We start from the raw sequence: 18,275 nt of genomic DNA, 5'->3' as shown, positions 1-18,275 counted from the left end.
TGCTTTCATCATACGAAAAAACAAAATGGATGTCTAACACGGTTAGATTAATGTTTACAATCACAATTTTATATGCTATTTTATTTAACATCGTTAGATTAAACTAACAGTGTTAAATAAAATCAAAAAGGATGTGTATTCACCATGAATGCTCCGCTTCAAAAAGGTACTGCCTCTCCAGTGGAATCGGAATTTTCAGTAAAGGCTGTACTTCCAGTCATCTTTGCGCTGATCGCCGGAATGCTACTGCTTATGCTGGACACCACGATTATGAACGTAGCTATTCCTCAGCTACAGAACTATTTTGACACGAGTCTCAAAACCATTCAGTGGGCCATCACAGGATATACTTTGGCTTTATCGGTTGTGATTCCGCTCGCTGGCTGGTCATCCGATAAATTCACGGCCAAACGGACTTTTCTAATCTGTCTCTCCTTATTTACGTTAGGCTCTGTCTTGTGCGCCATTGCGCAATCCCCTGCTCAATTGATCCTTTTCCGTATCATTCAAGGCTTAGGCGGCGGCATGGTCTTCCCCATTGGTATGGCTATGTCTTTCAAAATCGCTCCCCCTGACAAAAGAGGCTCGATCATGGGCCTTCTCGGTCTGCCGATGTTCGTTGCCCCTATTCTTGGACCTGTACTCTCCGGCTGGCTGATTGAATTTATGAATTGGCACTGGATTTTCCTGATTAATCTACCGCTAGGCATTATTGCGCTGATCCTTGGAGTGAAATATCTTCCCGCTTCCGAGAAAAAAGAAAACGCGAAGCTGGATATCGGGGGGCTACTATTATCGCCACTGGCTTTTGCCGGGCTTATTTATACCATTCATAGAGGAGGGACAGAGGGCTGGAACGACATGTACACCATTGTTGCTCTGCTGGGAAGCCTTATCGCCCTTGCATTGTTTATTATTGTGGAGTTGAAGCAACAAGAACCCTTGCTGGAATTGCGTTCGTTTCGTTCTATCGAGTTTACAAAGGGGATCGTACTGAGTTGGGTCAACCAGATTGCCTTATTCGGTTCCATTCTGATGATTCCGCTATTTTTACAGCAAGTTAGGGGTTTCTCCTCTTTCGAGTCCGGTCTTATGGTCATTCCCCAAGCTGTCATGTCGTTTACCGCGATGATCATCGGGGGAAAAGCCTTCGATAAATACGGGGCCCGACCTGTGGTCTTCTCCGGTTTATTGATCTTGTCCACAGCCCTGTACCTCTTGTCAGGACTGCGCACAGATACAAGTATTTATGTGATGATGAGTTATTTTGCTGTACTGGGACTGGGACAAGGCCTAGGTACCATGACGCTCAACAATCATATTCTTCAATCGGCTCCGAAGGAATTAATTAGCCGGGTAACACCACTAACCTCAACCGGTCAGCAAGTATTCGTTTCTTTTGCCGTAGCCATTATGACCAGTCTGCTAAGCTCCAATATTTCCAAAAACATCAGCCTGGGGCAAGATCCAACCTCCGCCCAGATGAACGGATTTCACGATACCTTTCTGGTTGCCTTCGCTTTAGCTTTGTGTGGTGTAATTTGGAGTCTGTTCTTGGGCAAGTCCAAGGGGAAGTAATTCCATGCTTTGGGGTCCTTAAGGCAGTCAGATAAAACTGATTGGCAGGGGTTGTTGCCTAGGCAGCAATCCCTCAAATCGTGAAGGTCAGGGACGTAGCTGACACTAAAATAGCCCTTCCCCCACACCTTAAATGCAGGGAAGAGCTCTCTTGCGCGACCGCGAAAAAATTCAATCTGTGTCCATTATCTAAAATATTCCGATATAATCCCCGTCAGCACTTGCTTGTATTCATCTATTACATACGCAGAGTTGTTCACCTTGTACTTGGCGATAGGTAATCTATTAAATATTTCTTCTTCCCATTCACGCCTTGCCGTTAGAACCTGTAGCGTTCCTTCCAATTCCTTATATCCGTTCTTCAGCCCAAAACCTTGGTTTGTATAATATTCAATAAATCCTTCCGACCATTCTATCGGTCTTTCCTGAACAGCTTTACGGAACGAATGCTCCAGGTCATCCTGCTCCACGTAAATCAGCAATGGATTCAGACACTCTACAATGGCACTTAGTTCCGTAACATAACTTATAACATCTTCTTTCTCGGCACCATACTTAATCATCCCCATCGTCACAGGGTTTTGAATAAAACAGCAATCAAACACAAAGGTATCCGATCCAGCCAGAACATTTTCCGCAAAAGACTCCCATCGCTTTGCAATCAGCTGCTTATGTGATTCCAGTGGCAATTCGTACACATCATTTCGGAACACGGTGTTCAATAACACGTCTGGAAAGTCAGATCCGTATGTATTCTTTAACTTGCGATATTCCAGGAAAACGCCATCGTCACCCTGCTGAATCCTATGACGGCTCAGTAACGCTCTATACTCTTCATTGGTGCTTAATAATTCATCCCATTGGTGATTCTCAAAGAAGGCCACACCATCATAATCTGCCGGATGATCCAAATTCCCCTCCAAAAAAAGCTGAGACTTCACATTCATCTCCGTAACAATTTCATGAACGAGTCTGGCCGTTGTTGTTTTGCCGGAGCCGGGTAAACCTTCAATGAGGACTACTTTTGGTTTCATAGAATTACCTCCTAGCACTCTTACTTATGTATTATTAATCATCAGACGATAGCTGAGAGCTTCTCAGCAGTCTGAACAATATGGTCATAGGAATCTTTAAGTTGGTTAATAGAGTCTGAGTTATTCTCTATCTTCTCAGTCACATTATTTACCATATTCATCATAACAGATAATGATTTCAGAATCTCATCGAGCTGATTAGAAATTTCGTTCGCTGAATTCTTACTGGTATTCGCCATCTTGCGAACTTCCTCAGCAATTACAGCAAAACCACGGCCATATTCGTTCGCCCGGGCCGCCTCAATTGCCGCATTCAGTCCAAGCATATGAGATTGAGTGGCAATCTCTTTGACTAAAGAAGCTACAGAACTTATCGTTTCCACGTTGTTTTTCACAACCTGCGACTCTTTATTAAGGATTTCAATATCATTAACGATGCCTCTTGAAGCATGATGCACTTCGTTCGTCCGTGCAGTCATCGCCGTAACAACCGACATAAATTCACTTGAACTATCCACCAGCACCTGTTGGCGGGCCGTGATATCTGTAGCGATTTTGACCACATTTTGCACGCGTCCTTCTTCATCTAATACCGGTGTATAGAAAGCCTCCAGCCAGAGTACTCTTCCACTTCGTGTCACCCGCTGTACCTTATCATGAAAGGCTACTCCATTACGTAGATTATCCCAAAAGTCTGCATATTCCCGGCTCTTTGCAAATTCAGTAGGACAAAAATTACTATGCTGCATTCCCGGCAAAGCATCCACTGTGTGTTCCATCACTTCTGCGAAAATAGGGTTCGCCCATAGCACTTTCCCGTAGGTATCAAAAGCAATCATCGCAAGTGATTGTTCCATAGCTGTAAACATGATTCCTTGATCAACACTCATCGCTATTTCCCCCCAGTTAAATCATTTTAAATTTGTAGTATAAATCCACATTATAAATTTCCATTAATTAACACAAAATAATAATATGAACAAATTTAATACTAATCTTGATATAAACTGTATCGGTAGGAAAGCAGGATAAATATAGGGAGGAATAGTAATGGCGGAAAAAAATCATAGGAAATATGCTTGGGGAAATGATGTGGAAAAACTTCGAAATGGATAAAGCCTACCTATCAAGTAACAATATCCATATTTATTCAAAAATTCACTTTTATACAATAAATATAGGCTATACTGTTTGAGTAATAGAATAGGCTTAAAGGGTCGGTCCGCTACCTCTCCATAGAAGGGAGGGATGCCTTGTGACAGTGTTTGAAGCAATGATGCTTATGCTAACCTTCGGTTCGCTTATCGTAGCGCTACTGTCCGATAAACGCAAGTAGACCGCCCCCCAACAAAGGTATGCGGTCTACTTGTCGTGTCCTGTTTGTTAAAAGCCCACCGCCCTTAAAAGCGGCTATTGCATTGGGAGTCGTGTTGAAGCACGGCTCTCTTTGCATTGTACGTATTTTGTACCTCCAATATACCATAGATCGCCCTTTAAAGTAAAAATACACATATATAATTATATGTAAACTCCAAACTAATTAAAAATTCTATTCATCAAAGGTGCTGCTACTTTCCAGAACCAGCATATCGCCGTATACGAAATAACTCTACTCCGCAGCTAACCTTCAAACCTTCAAACTTCCATACAACTAAAACACAAAAAACGCCCCAGTGTGCGATTTAAGGACGTCTTCTTGGCTTCTCCCATGTTAAAATCTCATCAACAATCGACTCCTACTTCCAGGGCTTTTATAAAACATGAAGGTGGGAAAAAGATGAAAAATTATGTCCTCGGATTTTCTCTAACAGGCCTCTTATTATACGCATTGCAGCTACTCCCCAATATTGTATGGATGCTGTCACCGCCCGCTAATAATGTGCTGACGAAGAACAGCTCTGCCTATCCAATATTGAATGTAACAGAGCAAGTCTTTGGAATTATGACAGTTGCTTTATTGATCTTGCTGATGAACAAAAGCGGCGGGAGAAACAGCACCCTCTATATCGGATTGGCCCTTCTGTTCTTGATCGGCTATTATATCGCATGGATTTTCTACTTCAATGGAGTGGTGACTCCGTGGCTACTCATCATCGGGATTGCAGCCATGCCGCCGTTGTACTTCTTTTTTGTTGGGCTTTGGATGAAAAACTATATCGTTCTGATTCCATCCGGCATTTTTGGAGTTGCACATATAGTAATCACAAGTTCGAATTATTTGAAGCTGTAACGCTTGTACCCTAAACTTTCCCTTTGAGCATAGTAGGAATGGGATTGGTCCCAAAGAGGGAAAAAATAGTCGAGCTGGAATGGGTATCTCTCCTGCTCAGATTATTTCAATTAAAGCTGTTTTATCTGTTCCACTGAGCCTGAGATTTGTTCAAATGAGTGAACATAAGTGGATACGGTCAGCTCTAAGACCAGCCAACTGACTAATGCTTATCGCCTTATAGATCTATATGTGCAGCTCCAGGCAGCGGTATAAGCTGAAGGTCCCGATAAAGCACACCTGTAATGGCTTATCACATGATATTTATCCTGATGAATATGGATGATAACAATGCTGTCGTTCTGCACAACGCTTCCTAATTGCTCTTTAATGATCTCTTCTTTACGATCATAATCCTCAAGCTATACCTTCATTTCTGCTGAAATATTCGTAAATTCCTTCAGCATCTGTAGATGCTCCCGTCAGACATGGGTCACCCAGGAGACAAAAGGCCGGAGCAACCAGTCCTAATTTTATTTACTCATATTTAGGTACAAATTGATCAATGCCTATAATGTAATCCAATCCACCAAGGTGAAGCGCTTCATTGTTGATGCGTAATCATGTCTGAGCTTGGTTATCACATCGGACTCGTATTTTCTCCGGTAAACCTCGGTCCAATAGTGATCCATCGGCACATGCTTGGCCCTCTCGATTCAAATCAGAAATAAACAATCCATCTCGCTGATGCCAAAAGACTACTTGAAAGTACGCATATAATAATAATGGCTGACCCCTGATATTTCTGACAGTTCGTCAATTATTATATTTTGTAAATATGCTGCTGCATATAAGTTTTTATTCGATGTTTACCAAATCAACATCATTATCCGGCGGTTGGGAAGGTCATCCTAGAGCAGGTAGCTGGTCATACCTAAACCAATGCCGAGGTCCACAATCGTTCCAGCGCACTACCGAATTTCCATATCTTCAATACAGCGCTGCAAAACCTGCTAATTCAGAGTATTTCCATAGACTAGCCTCTTCCCGAATAAGAAACAAACTATTTTGCCTCTCCACTTGCAACCTCGAGCGAGAGGACAAGGCCTCGGCTTCTAAAGTTATATCGAAGTGAAGAATGTACAGTTCGTTATCTCCCTCTATTTGGACAAATACCTTCATAAGCTAAACCGTAGATATATCATGGCAGTTCTAGAACGTAGCAAAACGGCGTCCAGCAGCAACTACCAAGACATCGATAACCATCACTACCATAAAAGACCTAACTCAAACCAGTTTTAACCGCCAATTCCTAGTCATCATAGCCTCTGTCTTCCGAAACTTAATTTCAAGGGTATCAAACACATCAAATCCACTCGCCGTGATAGCGCTTCATCTATCATCATTCCTGCCGCTACTTCTCATTCTATCTGCAGCAACTCTAGATCATGTTGACCCTGACTTATTATAGCATTAGTAATAATTATCACTGTTCATCTTCAGAATATTCCACACAATAGAAAAGAACCTCCCGACCCATTTAATCTGTGGTTTCTGATGGTTCCCATTTATTCTAGTTATGCAAATTGTTTATGATCGGCTAGCAAATTTCAAAACTCTGGTACAGAAGAATATCCAATCAGTATTCTTTTGCTCTTGTGTACCTGTGCGCTCTGGCGGGTCGCCCGCATTCAAATAGGAACGAATTATTAGTGTTTTGACTTTAAGGTAATTGTGGCTCTTTTGATATTCCAGATACATCGTATACTTGGTTCATCGCGAGTTGGATAGAGATTGTATAATCAGTTTAAACACTAATTTGACTGGATTTAAATGCATATATAAGGTTATATAAAGAAATTTCCAGGTGGTTGTGAATAAAGTTTATCACCAGAATATCACAAAACTTTAACTCACAACTTCTATTGAATGAAAGTCACTAATTACAGTTTTCGGATAGGATCTCACTAAGATTGCACTGTTGTAATGAATAATAAAGTAATTTTTAAAAAAACACATAATATGTCCCGCGATTAATACTGCCTTTTTATATGCCGTCCTATACGTTTCTCCTACCTACAGTCTCAATTGAACTAATCTGGTGTGTAAGTAGATCTTTATACGCCTCAATTCTAGTTGTTAGCACAGTCCTTACACTATCATCAAGCTAAAGAAATGAACCACAATCTACATCTATTGGATCTACACCGAGCTGCGAACACTTTATTTGCTAAACTGAGGTCGCTACGGCTCGATATTATCCTAGCTTTGTTGGTTATGCGGTTGATTATTGAAATTCACAAAATCCATTAAGGTGTCCAATGCAATATTATCTTCTTGTTCCTCTACAACATGCGTTAATTTTTCCACATTAATTTGAGATTTTATCTGTTTCAATTCTTTGAGTGTTGCAAGGAGTTCGCAGTTTTCTTTCTCCATTTGGCTAAGAGTGACCAGGAGTTCAGTTTTCTCTTTCTCCAGATCCCTATTATTATTTATTTGTTCATCTAAGGTCTGCTGTAGCGCATTATACTCTAGTGCTTTCTCATTTAATTTTAAAGAGATAATCTGATCGTACTCTTTTTTCATCTCAGTTCTCAATGTTTGTTCTAACGTAATTTTTTCTTTCTCATATTTAGTGAGTTTTAATTCAATAATTTTCATTTCTGCAATGATATTAGATTTTTCTTTTCGAATTTCCCCAATCAACTGCGTACTCTTGCCATGCTCACGTAATTGATTTTCCAATTTTTCTTGGATTTGAATATTCAATTTTTTCAACTTATTATTTTCGGTGCTATACGAGGCCAATTGTCTTTTGTTTTGTTTTTGTAAATCTAACAATTCTTTTGATTGAGCTTCAATTTCCCCCTCTAACTGCTTCAATTCTAGTAAGTTTTCCTCATAATCGACTTCTCGAGAAATGTTTTTTTCACTTGCCACTTTAATGCGAAGATTTAGGGTCTGCATCCATTTTGACATCTGACCGACTAAAAGAGCCACATCCTCAAATCGATCATATCTAGGCGAAGAATCGAAGGATTCTAATTGTTCAACTACCTTTCTAAGTTGTTCTTTCGTCAAATTATTGCTCTCTTGAATAAGTTTATCATTCTCTATTTTCTCTTCATGTGGTTCTATTAGTTCAATATTTTTATTTTTTTCAGTTTCATCGTCATCTTCGCGATCTATATGTCCCCAATAATCAACCACATTATTGATTAGATCTTTATGTATTCCATTCTTATAATGCCTACAAAAGAGAAGAATCAAATAGTAATTTTCGTGTGAATCTTCAATCAATTTCACAAAAGTGTCGAAAAGAGCGCCCTCATTGGGATCATGCTTTTCAATCTCCTCTTTTATTTTCTCTAAAAAGATATCATTTAAGAAGTTTGCACAGTAATTAAATAACGCATAATTCTCCTTTAATAAGGAACCTATCTCCATAAGCCTTGGTTTCAAATCCACTTGTCCCTTAACAAGCTTTGTTTTCGTAATTTTGAGCGATTTCAGTGCAGTGGCATTATTTTCAAGTATCGTCCGAACTCTTCGCTCTCCAATCATTCTGACAAGAACTTGGTCTAAATATTCATCATCTACACCTTTATAAATAGCAATTGGTACATAGGCATAGCGTTTCATTGATTTTTTGGCTGCTCCCATGAGTTATTCCCCTCTCTGAATGGACAAATGTCCTTCATTTCGTTTCATGTTACTAATAATCTGTTCTAGCTCACTCAAAATACGTGGATGCGTTTCGTTTTTCATCGCCTCATACAGAAAACCTTGCGACTTGAGTTCTTTCCGCTTGTTCACATGTTTACCAATCAGTTTGTAAATTTCGATACGCAAAGTAAGATTTGTTGTCCCCTTTAACTTTCGCTCTAAAAGAGCTCCGATTTTAGTTTCCAATACATTAAATCTTTGTAATCCCATAACAATTAATAGGGCCTCTTGATCCTGATAGTTAAGAATCGCTTCTGCTAACTTCACTTGTTGGATGGATGGAAGTTTCCCTATGTGTTTTTGAATTGTATATTGTTCTTTTTCTGTTCCATGAACCAATTTTTTAATATAGTGGTCCATGATTTGATTGTCACCCATAATCGCTAAACAATTCATAGCCACAAGGTAATCCGGCCCTGAACGGTCAGAAAAGTATAGTCTTATCGCGTTTTTAGTTTGATCACTGCGATCACCTGTGAATGCCAACGCCATCATACAGTCATTACGAATCCCAATATCCTTGGTTTCTTTCATCCAAGTTAATAACTTTGGAGCAACTTCTGGTGATCTTGCAAAACTTAAACCATGAATAATTGCACGTTCTTGTTCCGGATGCTCATCTAGTGCATTAAGCAAGATTTGAGTAGAACTTTGCATATGTAATGAACCCAACGTTTTGCAAACCACAAACAACATGTTTTCATCCTTCACATCCGTAAAGACTTCTCTAAGATAAGGAATTGCATCTTCCTTAAAGGATTGAATCGCGCGAATATAGACTCGCCCAAGCTGCTTATTCTCCAATGTTGTATACATCGTAAAAATGGTTTTCACCGCTTGTGGACCAAATTTCACAAACTCACGTGCATGTATGAACGCAAATTCAATCAAATCGGCACGTCGCATATCTAGTTTGTTCATTCCTTCTAAGACAGCTGTTAATTGATCTTTAGGTGCAAGATTGAGTAGAGCCTGGAAAGCAAAGGTGAAATAATCCGGATCAACCATGCGGGAAAGCAATCCTTGCACTGCCTCATAATCCCGAATCGTTCCTGCTGCTAGAATAGCTAGTTTCACGTGTTGTTGAATATTCGCATATTCTAGGATGCCCTTGATAATTCGTCTACCTTTCAAACTACGGTTAGTCAGTCTATTAAGGAGTTGTACGATCATGGTGGATTGTTTCTCATTTGACAAGTTGAACTTGCGGCATTCACTAAAAAGAATCATGACTGCTCGTTCACCAAAAGATTCAATTTCTTTGACGGCTTCTCTCCATTGCAATTCGTTTGTATCGAAGGCAATCGACTCGATTGCCTTCAACATTCTTTGATACTCAGCTTCACTAATATTCTCATCCAAAGAAGTAAAAGCAATATCAACATAACCAACAGAACCGTAATATTCAACTTCCACTATCCCTTCGTTTCCATCAAGTAAAACAGCAGAAGAATAAACGTCTAGGTTGAATTCCTCTTCTTCCTCTTCCTTTTCTATTTGCCTAAGAATTTCCGCTTTTAGTTCCTCTTCTTCTCGCTTGCTAAGGACTGATTTTTCATGGTTGTTTCCAATTTGAGATTCTAAACTCATTTCGCGTAATTTTTCGAGAATATCCCCCGACATACGATCAAAAATCGCCATAAGTATCTCCTCCTATTCTTGTAATGTATTTAAAGATACATGGTTTTTTTGGAAAGATTCAATTTCTTCTTGTGTAAACTCATGCGATCCAATATTCACATCTAACATTTCGGTTTCATCGTCTTTTAACCAAGCCTTGACAGATACTTCCCGTTCTTCATTGCAACTCACTTTCAAAACTAACTTCGACCCTGTTTTCACTGGCTGTTTGAAATTGATTTTAGCAGATTTTAACTTTCGTGTATGAATCGACTTCGCAAATGGAGCAGAGAACAAATCTAGTTGCATCCCTAATACTTCTTTGTGCTCTTCCGAACCCATTACGATGAATGAATCTTCGATTTGGCGTTCAAAAGGCAACTTGGTTCCTTTTTGTAGCAATATCACAGGATCGCCACTAATCACATCTACAAAAATATTGCTGGGTACAGTATTACCTATTAAGCCTTGATCACGAACAAGAGAGGGGGCGACTTCTGGTGACACATATTCATCGTTATTCTTTAACGAAATATCATGGATGCGATAGTGATAAATTGCAGCTCCACGACTGACAGATTTCATAGGATTCATGGAACGAATTGGTTTAATTCGACGCTTAAAAATATCATAGATGCGTTCTTGTACCGTTGGATAGAAGGTCATACCTCCAACTAGAAACACTGCGTCGATATCTTCCAGTGATAGTTTACCTATGATACTACTTTCCAATGCATTTAAAATTGGTGCTTCTATGTTTTTGCTTGAACCTTCGTCGGCATACAGTAAACTACGAATCATTTCATCGTATTCTTTTTTTGTAAAACTAAAATTAGATGCAAACTCATCAGGTAAGTTCGAATCAATGGCTTCCAGAAAGACAATTGAATCATAACTATCCTTTTCCACAAAATAATCTTTGCTTTCAGTACGCAAACGAGATTCAATGGTCGTGCTGAATTTCATTTTGGCATTTTCCGCAATGTCGTACAGATTAGCTAGCAACTGAGCAACCACTTCTTTACCATATTGCGCCTGTATTTTTTTTGTCGTCAACCCAGTTTGTTGAGCAAACATCCTCAACAATGAAACTACTGCTGCTGTGTCGAAATCCGTACCCCCAAGCTCGGTGTATTGTGAAATAGAAACTTCTTGAATGTTCAACTTCCCTAGTTTATTCGTTTCAACTTGTAAGATAGAAACGTCGCAGGTTCCGCCTCCTAAGTCAAAGACCATTAGATTTTTTTTCCCGGATCTGAAATCAATACGTCGTGAATCTATGTCCACTTTGTCTTCTTCATTCAAGAAATCAATCAAAGCTGCTGTAGGCTCAGGAATCATATGAATCTTATCTGCATTGAATCCACTTAAAATAGCTGCATTTTTCGTAGCCTGTTGTTGTTGGAAGTCAAAATTGGCTGGAATAGTAATAACTACACTTTCAATTTCTTCATTGATATAATGATCCTTTGCAGTTGCACGTAGTGTAGACAATATGGATGCCGACACTTCTTCTGGGCGAATACTTTTGCCCCCAATTACCCATCCCTCGTCTCTTCCCATGAAGCGTTTGACGTTCTTAATCACCGATTGTGGGAAAAAACCATTCATCCGTTTAGCATATTTACCTACATAGCGATGATTTTCATCATTAAAATATAAAATGGAGGGAAGTGTATAGTCAGTAACCAGTGCAGTTCCTTGTTCATTCGTTTGAATTACCTCTAGGGTTGTAGTTTCTACGTCCCCTTTGGTTGTTAGGTGGGCTACACTAATCGTTGAATTTGTTGTCCCTAAGTCAATTCCAATATGTCTTTCCATTTCAACTTCTCTCCTGTTCAGTTGTAATTTCAGATACTAATGGAGATACAACCACTTTGTTGTCCAGCATCCATCCGTATTTAATAATCTTGACCGTAATTCTATCTTCTTGCGATTGAATTGGTGCATTCACTTCAAACGTTTTTGTAAGTTCATTTCGAAAGATGCTGAAAGGTTCATTTAGTTCACGCCCATCACTATATCTTTCTAATCCGATCGCTCGATCTAATATAGAAAATAAATTAATTAATCGTCCCGTACTAACTACCGGATTGCTTGGCTTGATGCCTAAGCTTTCTTCTAATAAATCAGACAGTAGATATTTTCCTTTTCCACCTAAATCCGTAATCAATTGAACAAGAGTCTTTTCTTCTGCATATCGCGTTTTTAATTTTTCCTGCTCCAATGCTTGCTTTAATCGTTCGATTTCTTCTTCGGCAACACGTAAGATATCCTGTTCATTTGTCATGCTAGACGTTTGATGATTATCTTCCACAGTTATTTTTGCTAAGTCATTCGCCTCTTCAGTCCGTTGCACTTGCAGTTGCTCTAAACCCGTAATCACACCTAAGGCTTGAGCCAATAATACCTTTAAAGAATCTAAAGAATTTTCTTCTCCTCTAAGAGAATCTGGAGACACAACAATAGTATCCGATCGTTTATCTACAATCACAGAAGAAACAGCAACACATGCGTCTGCAGACAATTGGATACTTTGATCTTGGGTGGTATCTTCATCTTTATTCTCTAAAAGTTTAATAAAGGATTCTAACCGACTCGAGATTGTATGATGGCCCTTATGTTCAATCAAGATTTCAGTTATCCCCGCTTGGAACACAAGACGTTCTGGCCCTACAAATTTTTGATATGCCCTTATGCGACCCATAGGTTTTTTACTTGTAAGAAACCCTATGCTACGCATAGCGGATCTTGCCGTTTCTCGTTGACCTTCTGGAAAAAACCAAGCGGTAATCTCGTCAACTAGTTCGCATAGTTCCAACTCATTGCTGAGCTTGGCATGACATATGACATAACGACACAGCAATTCAGAGAAGAACTTAGATTGACTTTGAAAGGCTTTAGAACTTTCTATGTCCCCACGACTAAGAGATTCTAGTGCTTTACGTTTGCTGCTAATTTTCAAATTGCTTCGTTGGATAAACAATCGACATACTTCACTCGTCAATTGAGGTTCTCTTTCATGCTTGTTCCACTCTTGGGCAACAATTAAAGCCAATTGTTCTTCATCCGTAATATCAGATTGTTCAAAAAAGACGCGCTCCGTTAAGGCATATAACCGCCAGTAAAAATCATTTCGTTTTTGCATTGGAACGCCGATATATTTGATCTGTTCTCGCTCTTCTTCTTTAAACTGGATGATCAGTTGTTCATCAATGCGATCGTTTGATTGCCCATAACACCTTAATATTAAATCAATTAAACGTTCTTTAGTATCCATAATACCTCCTAAGATTCGATAAGGTAACTTTGTCCATTAAAGACAGGGGTTACGTTTATATCTGTTGATAAGTGTCTTAGTAAGTCAAGTAATGTCGGATAAATCACATGGCCGTTCACCATTGTATGAATTTCTTTATATGACTTCTGATGTTCACCATGAACCAAAAATACATACTTGGGTTTAGTATCTATAATGACTTTCAGAATTTGTTCTCGACTAGCATGAGCGGATAAACGGAAGGTATCGACCTTGGCCTTGAGTATTTTACTCTTGCCATTAATCATAACCATTGCATCATCTTGTCTACGATCTTGCTCTATAATATGATGTCCCGGTGATTCTTCATCCATATATCCTGTAAAGACAATCGAATTCTGCGGATGATCAATCATTTTTTCAGCATAACGGGCTGATGAGCTAAAATCTTTCAACATCCCTGAACTTGAAATAATGCAGTTTCCACCTTTACTCAAATAATCTTCATAGAAATCATGGAAGTCAAAAGTACTTCCTTTATTATTTGAATAGATCTTATTAGCAACAAGGACTTCTTCTCCCAACAGGATCTTTCCTTCGCCTTGAGAAACAAAGATATCTTCATAGACTTCACAAACATCAACTACTCGACCATCAATATAGAGATCGAACGGAAGAAAATGTTCATCTTTAAAGTATTTGCGAATAATCATTAAAATCTCTTGACTTCTTCCTACGGAAAAGGCAGGAATTAAGATATTCCCCCCTTGTTTTAAGGTTTCAACTAAGGAAGTCATGAACATACATTCTTGCTTTGCACGATTAATACTTGCATTTGTAGGAAGAAATCCGTATGTAGATTCCGTAATTAACACATCCACTATTAAATCAGGCGGAAAAGATAAGGGGCTCACCGAATGTTGCGGGTCAATCGAGTAATCCCCTGTAAATAGGATACAAAGCCCATCTCGTTCAATATGAATTGCACATGCACCTAAGATATGACCAGAAGGATAATACGTGACTATCCATTGACCTTCTTTTGAAGGAACAATGAAAGTTTGATTTTCCGTTACTGCTGTAATCCCCATGACCGTCATTCTCACATCGTCTTCGTTAAATCCATTAGTTTGATTGCCTTGCTCTTTTACCGAATCGAGCAATAAGATTTTCATTAAACGCCGTGTAGCTTCTGTAGCATACATAGACAAATTAGGATTTTGCTTGTACATATAAGGAACTGCACCAGTATGGTCAAGATGTGCATGTGTAATGAATAAAGCATCAATGTCCTCAAATCCAATACCTTGCTCTAACATTGGCGTGTAATCCGGATGATAGTTAGACTCTCGCACGTGCATCCCTGCATCTAAGAGAATCGAATTCCCATTAATCGTTACCAAGATAGACATTCCACCAATCTTCTCTCCCCCACCCAAAAAAGTAATCTTGGTATTTGGCGGAAGTGTGGAGCGTGTAATACGTTTTTCTTTGACTTGCTTCCAATAAGCATGAATGCTCTCAGCTTTATCAGAATGCAAACCATAGCGTTTTTCAGCATAAGCTATGCTTTCATTTGGCTTATGTGTCTCCAGGAATGATCCATAAAGCATCATCGTTAGTAGATCATGTGGATATTGACTTAAATCCTCCTGAATGCCTTCTAACCAATCCTCTCTTTTCTGTACCTTATGGATTAAGCGTATACACATTCTACGTTTATGTTCCAACGCCTCTGACGCATAGATTTGATTTTTAATCGCCTCAATAGTTGATTCTTTCCACTCTCCCTTCATCAAATCAGCAAAGAATCGGATGATTTCAAGACCTTCACCCTTTAATTGAGCATAGATCTCTTCAAAGTCTATTCGTTTTACCCACTCTTCTACTTCATCAAGTACAATAGACCAATACATGATCGATTCAAGCGACGATAAAAATCCGGATTCTAAATATAGAAGTTTTCTTAAATGAAAGCGTGCTTGGTTATAGTTCTCGTGCTCATATTCAAGGGAAGTCAATAACAAATAAAAGATTATATACGAAGGCGATTCATTCGGCTGTTCAATAAATAGACGATCCATCGCAGGAGAACACCGTAAGAGATACGCATACGCCTTCTCTCTAGCCTCTCTCTTAATATACAGAGTCGCAATTTGTGCCATTTCGGCTACAAAATATTCGATACCATGTACATACATGAGCGCATCAAGATCGCCTATTTCACCCTTTCCTAGTTCAAAGGAAGATAAAAACAGCGGAAGTAATGTAGTCAAAGACCCTCCTTGCTGTATGCCTAGTTTCGCAAGCAAGTACGCCCGGTCAAAAGTATTACGCTTCACGTAAAAGGAGCACATTCGCTCTAACTTATCGACTTGAAGTGACGATTGATTAGCATAAAGATAATCATAATGTTCTTGTGCCTTCTCTATGTATCCACGATTCTCATAAAATAACGCTTCTTCATAATGCTGTACCCATTTATCTGAGATGGCCACTACACCCCTTTCACTCAAAAATCAATGAATAGGACTATTATACCAAGTATGAGCACTTTTTTCCTATTTTTCGCCAAAATAATAAAGAAGCACCTATTATGAGATATTGCCCCCACAATGTGAAACAAATCAAAACATCTTTTAAAAAATGTGAAGTACACCCCTTAGAATAGGCATTGGAATAATCCCTTGGTTTATCTTAATAATCTCTAGGTAGTTCTTTTACTATCAATAAAGGAATGAATGTTTAAGTATTACCTGTCATAATTAAAAGTGGACACGTTGCTTCATCTTGCAGAAGACTGGAGTTATTGTCAGATTACAGAGCATTTTGGAGCGCATGACTAAGACCGAGTTAAACGATGGGTGAGACAAGATCGACATGGTGGGTATGCAGCCTTTGACGACGAACCCCCTCTCGGAAAGGTACGGAGCAAGATCGACAAATTCGATGGTTGCAGTTAGAGGTAGATGTCTTAAAAAGTGATTACAAATCATAAATTACGAGGATTACACACCAAACACCAAATTATAGATATAACTTCAGAGCCACAGACCTATAAAAGAATTATGCGAAAATTTAAAACTTAGCCGAAGTAGATATTAAGTCTACCTTAAGGGCAAGAAACTGTATCCAGATCATGAACTCATTTTACAGATCCAGATTATTCATGAGGGGCGCGACAAGACCGTAGGCTACCATTGTATCCAAGATGAACTCTGGCGCAGGTACGGGTTTACCGTCAATCACAAGTAGGTGTTACGCCTCATACGGCAACTAAGAATGAGTCTATCATCGCGGGAACGAACTTATCGTACGAACCACGAGGTTGCCGTAAGCGATGGACCGATTTCGAAGAATCTATTGAAATAAGATTTCAAATCCACAAGACCAAAGTAGGTAACGGATGGTGATTCAATACCGCTTAGGTAACGAAAAAATTCATCTCTCTGCTATCAAAGATCTCTACAGTAACGACATTGTTGCTTACTATCTGAGTCGCAGTAATTACAGTTTATTGGTTCTGGATTTTTTTTGTAAATCGTTCAACAAACATAAGGACGTGACCGGGTTGATCGTTCACAGCGACCAAGGATCCCAGTACACGTCCCATGCGTGCACAACATGCTGTCAATGGTTGGCACCCGAATCAGCATGTCACGTCAAGGCAATTGTAATGACAATGCCTCTATAGACACTTCCTTTACCATCTCAAGGTAGAGTCTCTCTATCTTTATGATATACGAAGTATTATCGTTGAAGCACAAAGAAGAATGGAGGCATTCATCCATTTTATAACGAAGAACGGTTATAACGAAAACTAAATGGGATCTTGACCAAGACGCTAAGGAAGGGCTTTCGATTCATTTAAGCAGTAGTATAAGTTAACTTCTGTTGTAGTTTAAGTTGCACTCGTTGTCTCATTCACCGCCACAATATTTTTGGAAGCATTGCGATTAGAGATAAACACTCCAATTAGAATCAGCGCTCCACCCAGCAATTGAGTGACGTAGATCTCATCTCCCAACAAGAAATACCCCAGGATAAGCGAGATAAACGGTGGGATATTCATGAACATGGAAGCTGTCCCAGGCCCAGTGACTGCTACACCCCTTGTCCACCATATCCCCGAGGTTGCGGTAATCAAGGCTAACGGAAGTAGCATTAACCAGATGTAGCCGTCATTTGTTGCTATCAAACCACCACTATACGACTCTATAGCTACCATAGGAGACATTAGAACAACGCCTAATCCGCCAGAAATAATATTAGTTGCTGTCAGTGACATCGTCTTCACGATCAGTGGCGTGAACATCATACTGATCGTCATCCCCAGCATCGCCAATACCAAATACAAATCACCTAATGATAGACTGAACTTCCCTCCGCCAAAACTGATAATAATAACAACACCCACAACACCAAGCAGACCTCCAACTAATTTTCCCGCTGTCAATGAAACCTTATACAATAGACGCTCCATGAAGATGGCTACCAATGGGGCTACCGCATAGATCAAGGAAGCATTGGCCGCTGAGGACAGCTTGAGACCTGAGAAATAGAGTGGCTGTTGAATCAAAGTGCCAAACAACGAACTAGCCGTCAAAAGCAGCCATTCCCGCCGGGTTGGCCATCTTAATTTCCCGGGGCGATACAGCAACAACAGGACAAGCAGCCAGGTCAAAGCCATGCGTACAAAGGATAGAAATGAAGAAGAGAAATAATTTATCAAATACGCACTCATGATATAGCTTAATCCCCAACATAGAGATACCCCGAAAAGCCCAACAATAGCCGATCTATAACTCGACATTAGATGCACTCCCCTACATTAACTGAAGAAGAC

12 protein-coding genes are annotated in these 18,275 nt (G+C 39.5%); 4 read left to right on the top strand and 8 right to left on the bottom strand.

All coding sequences use genetic code 11. From position 1 onward, the window contains the following. The first annotated feature begins 144 nt into the window (after positions 1 to 144). A complete protein-coding gene (locus ACFVRY_RS25165; protein ID WP_387503016.1) occupies positions 145 to 1,578 on the top strand; it encodes an MDR family MFS transporter in 1,434 nt (477 codons plus the stop codon). Positions 1,579 to 1,763: 185 nt separating this feature from the next. On the opposite strand, the gene ACFVRY_RS25160 is transcribed toward ACFVRY_RS25165, so the two are convergent. After that, positions 1,764 to 2,612 (bottom strand): P-loop NTPase family protein, encoded by an 849-nt coding sequence (locus ACFVRY_RS25160; RefSeq protein WP_387503015.1) that lies wholly within the window; start codon positions 2,610 to 2,612, stop codon positions 1,764 to 1,766. A 41-nt stretch (positions 2,613 to 2,653) separates the two neighbouring features. Continuing rightward, the gene (locus ACFVRY_RS25155) at positions 2,654 to 3,502 is read right to left on the bottom strand and encodes a methyl-accepting chemotaxis protein (RefSeq protein ID WP_387503014.1); all 849 of its coding nucleotides are present in this window, start codon (positions 3,500 to 3,502) and stop codon (positions 2,654 to 2,656) included. 365 nt (positions 3,503 to 3,867) lie between these two features. On the opposite strand from ACFVRY_RS25155, the gene ACFVRY_RS25150 reads away from it, so the two are divergent. After that, entirely contained in the window at positions 3,868 to 3,948 is an 81-nt protein-coding gene (locus tag ACFVRY_RS25150) for a putative holin-like toxin (RefSeq protein ID WP_353615597.1), read from the top strand. Between the two features lie 441 nt (positions 3,949 to 4,389). Then, positions 4,390 to 4,842, top strand: a complete 453-nt coding sequence (locus tag ACFVRY_RS25145; protein ID WP_387503013.1) for a hypothetical protein — start codon at positions 4,390 to 4,392, stop codon at positions 4,840 to 4,842. Between the two features lie 2,241 nt (positions 4,843 to 7,083). Here the strand turns inward: ACFVRY_RS25145 and ACFVRY_RS25140 are convergent. The 5 genes from ACFVRY_RS25140 to ACFVRY_RS25120 are packed head-to-tail and all read right to left on the bottom strand — an operon-like array spanning position 7,084 to position 15,945. After that, complete coding sequence (locus ACFVRY_RS25140; protein WP_387503012.1) at positions 7,084 to 8,487, bottom strand: coiled-coil domain-containing protein; 1,404 nt, start codon at positions 8,485 to 8,487, stop codon at positions 7,084 to 7,086. A gap of 3 nt (positions 8,488 to 8,490) precedes the next feature. Continuing rightward, complete coding sequence (locus ACFVRY_RS25135; RefSeq protein WP_387503011.1) at positions 8,491 to 10,191, bottom strand: HEAT repeat domain-containing protein; 1,701 nt, start codon at positions 10,189 to 10,191, stop codon at positions 8,491 to 8,493. 12 nt (positions 10,192 to 10,203) lie between these two features. Continuing rightward, positions 10,204 to 11,991, bottom strand: a complete 1,788-nt coding sequence (locus tag ACFVRY_RS25130) for an Hsp70 family protein (protein WP_387503010.1) — start codon at positions 11,989 to 11,991, stop codon at positions 10,204 to 10,206. A gap of 1 nt (position 11,992) precedes the next feature. Further along, positions 11,993 to 13,450, bottom strand: a complete 1,458-nt coding sequence (locus ACFVRY_RS25125; protein WP_387503009.1) for a hypothetical protein — start codon at positions 13,448 to 13,450, stop codon at positions 11,993 to 11,995. Between the two features lie 8 nt (positions 13,451 to 13,458). Then, positions 13,459 to 15,945: an MBL fold metallo-hydrolase gene (locus tag ACFVRY_RS25120; protein WP_387503008.1), complete on the bottom strand. Its 2,487-nt coding sequence runs from the start codon at positions 15,943 to 15,945 to the stop codon at positions 13,459 to 13,461. Positions 15,946 to 16,835: 890 nt separating this feature from the next. On the opposite strand from ACFVRY_RS25120, the gene ACFVRY_RS25115 reads away from it, so the two are divergent. Continuing rightward, positions 16,836 to 17,123 (top strand): DDE-type integrase/transposase/recombinase, encoded by a 288-nt coding sequence (locus tag ACFVRY_RS25115; RefSeq protein WP_387503007.1) that lies wholly within the window; start codon positions 16,836 to 16,838, stop codon positions 17,121 to 17,123. 207 nt (positions 17,124 to 17,330) lie between these two features. On the opposite strand, the gene ACFVRY_RS25110 is transcribed toward ACFVRY_RS25115, so the two are convergent. Further along, positions 17,331 to 18,242, bottom strand: coding sequence for a DMT family transporter (locus ACFVRY_RS25110; RefSeq protein ID WP_387503006.1), 912 nt, complete (start codon positions 18,240 to 18,242; stop codon positions 17,331 to 17,333). Positions 18,243 to 18,275 lie beyond the last annotated feature (33 nt).

The sequence above is a fragment of the Paenibacillus sp. NPDC057934 genome (assembly GCF_042887565.1).
In the GTDB taxonomy this organism is placed as follows: Bacteria; Bacillota; Bacilli; order Paenibacillales; family Paenibacillaceae; genus Paenibacillus_AQ.
Note: the sequence above shows the minus strand (reverse complement) of the source record. Positions and strands in the feature narration are given on the sequence as shown.

Coding starts and splice junctions, on each gene's coding strand:
- ACFVRY_RS25165 (WP_387503016.1), top strand. CDS start 145: ATGAATGCTCCGCTTCAAAAAGGTACTGCCTCTCCAGTGGAATCGGAA.
- ACFVRY_RS25160 (WP_387503015.1), bottom strand. CDS start 2,612: ATGAAACCAAAAGTAGTCCTCATTGAAGGTTTACCCGGCTCCGGCAAA.
- ACFVRY_RS25155 (WP_387503014.1), bottom strand. CDS start 3,502: ATGAGTGTTGATCAAGGAATCATGTTTACAGCTATGGAACAATCACTT.
- ACFVRY_RS25145 (WP_387503013.1), top strand. CDS start 4,390: ATGAAAAATTATGTCCTCGGATTTTCTCTAACAGGCCTCTTATTATAC.
- ACFVRY_RS25140 (WP_387503012.1), bottom strand. CDS start 8,487: ATGGGAGCAGCCAAAAAATCAATGAAACGCTATGCCTATGTACCAATT.
- ACFVRY_RS25135 (WP_387503011.1), bottom strand. CDS start 10,191: ATGGCGATTTTTGATCGTATGTCGGGGGATATTCTCGAAAAATTACGC.
- ACFVRY_RS25130 (WP_387503010.1), bottom strand. CDS start 11,991: ATGGAAAGACATATTGGAATTGACTTAGGGACAACAAATTCAACGATT.
- ACFVRY_RS25125 (WP_387503009.1), bottom strand. CDS start 13,450: ATGGATACTAAAGAACGTTTAATTGATTTAATATTAAGGTGTTATGGG.
- ACFVRY_RS25115 (WP_387503007.1), top strand. CDS start 16,836: ATGGTGATTCAATACCGCTTAGGTAACGAAAAAATTCATCTCTCTGCT.
- ACFVRY_RS25110 (WP_387503006.1), bottom strand. CDS start 18,242: ATGTCGAGTTATAGATCGGCTATTGTTGGGCTTTTCGGGGTATCTCTA.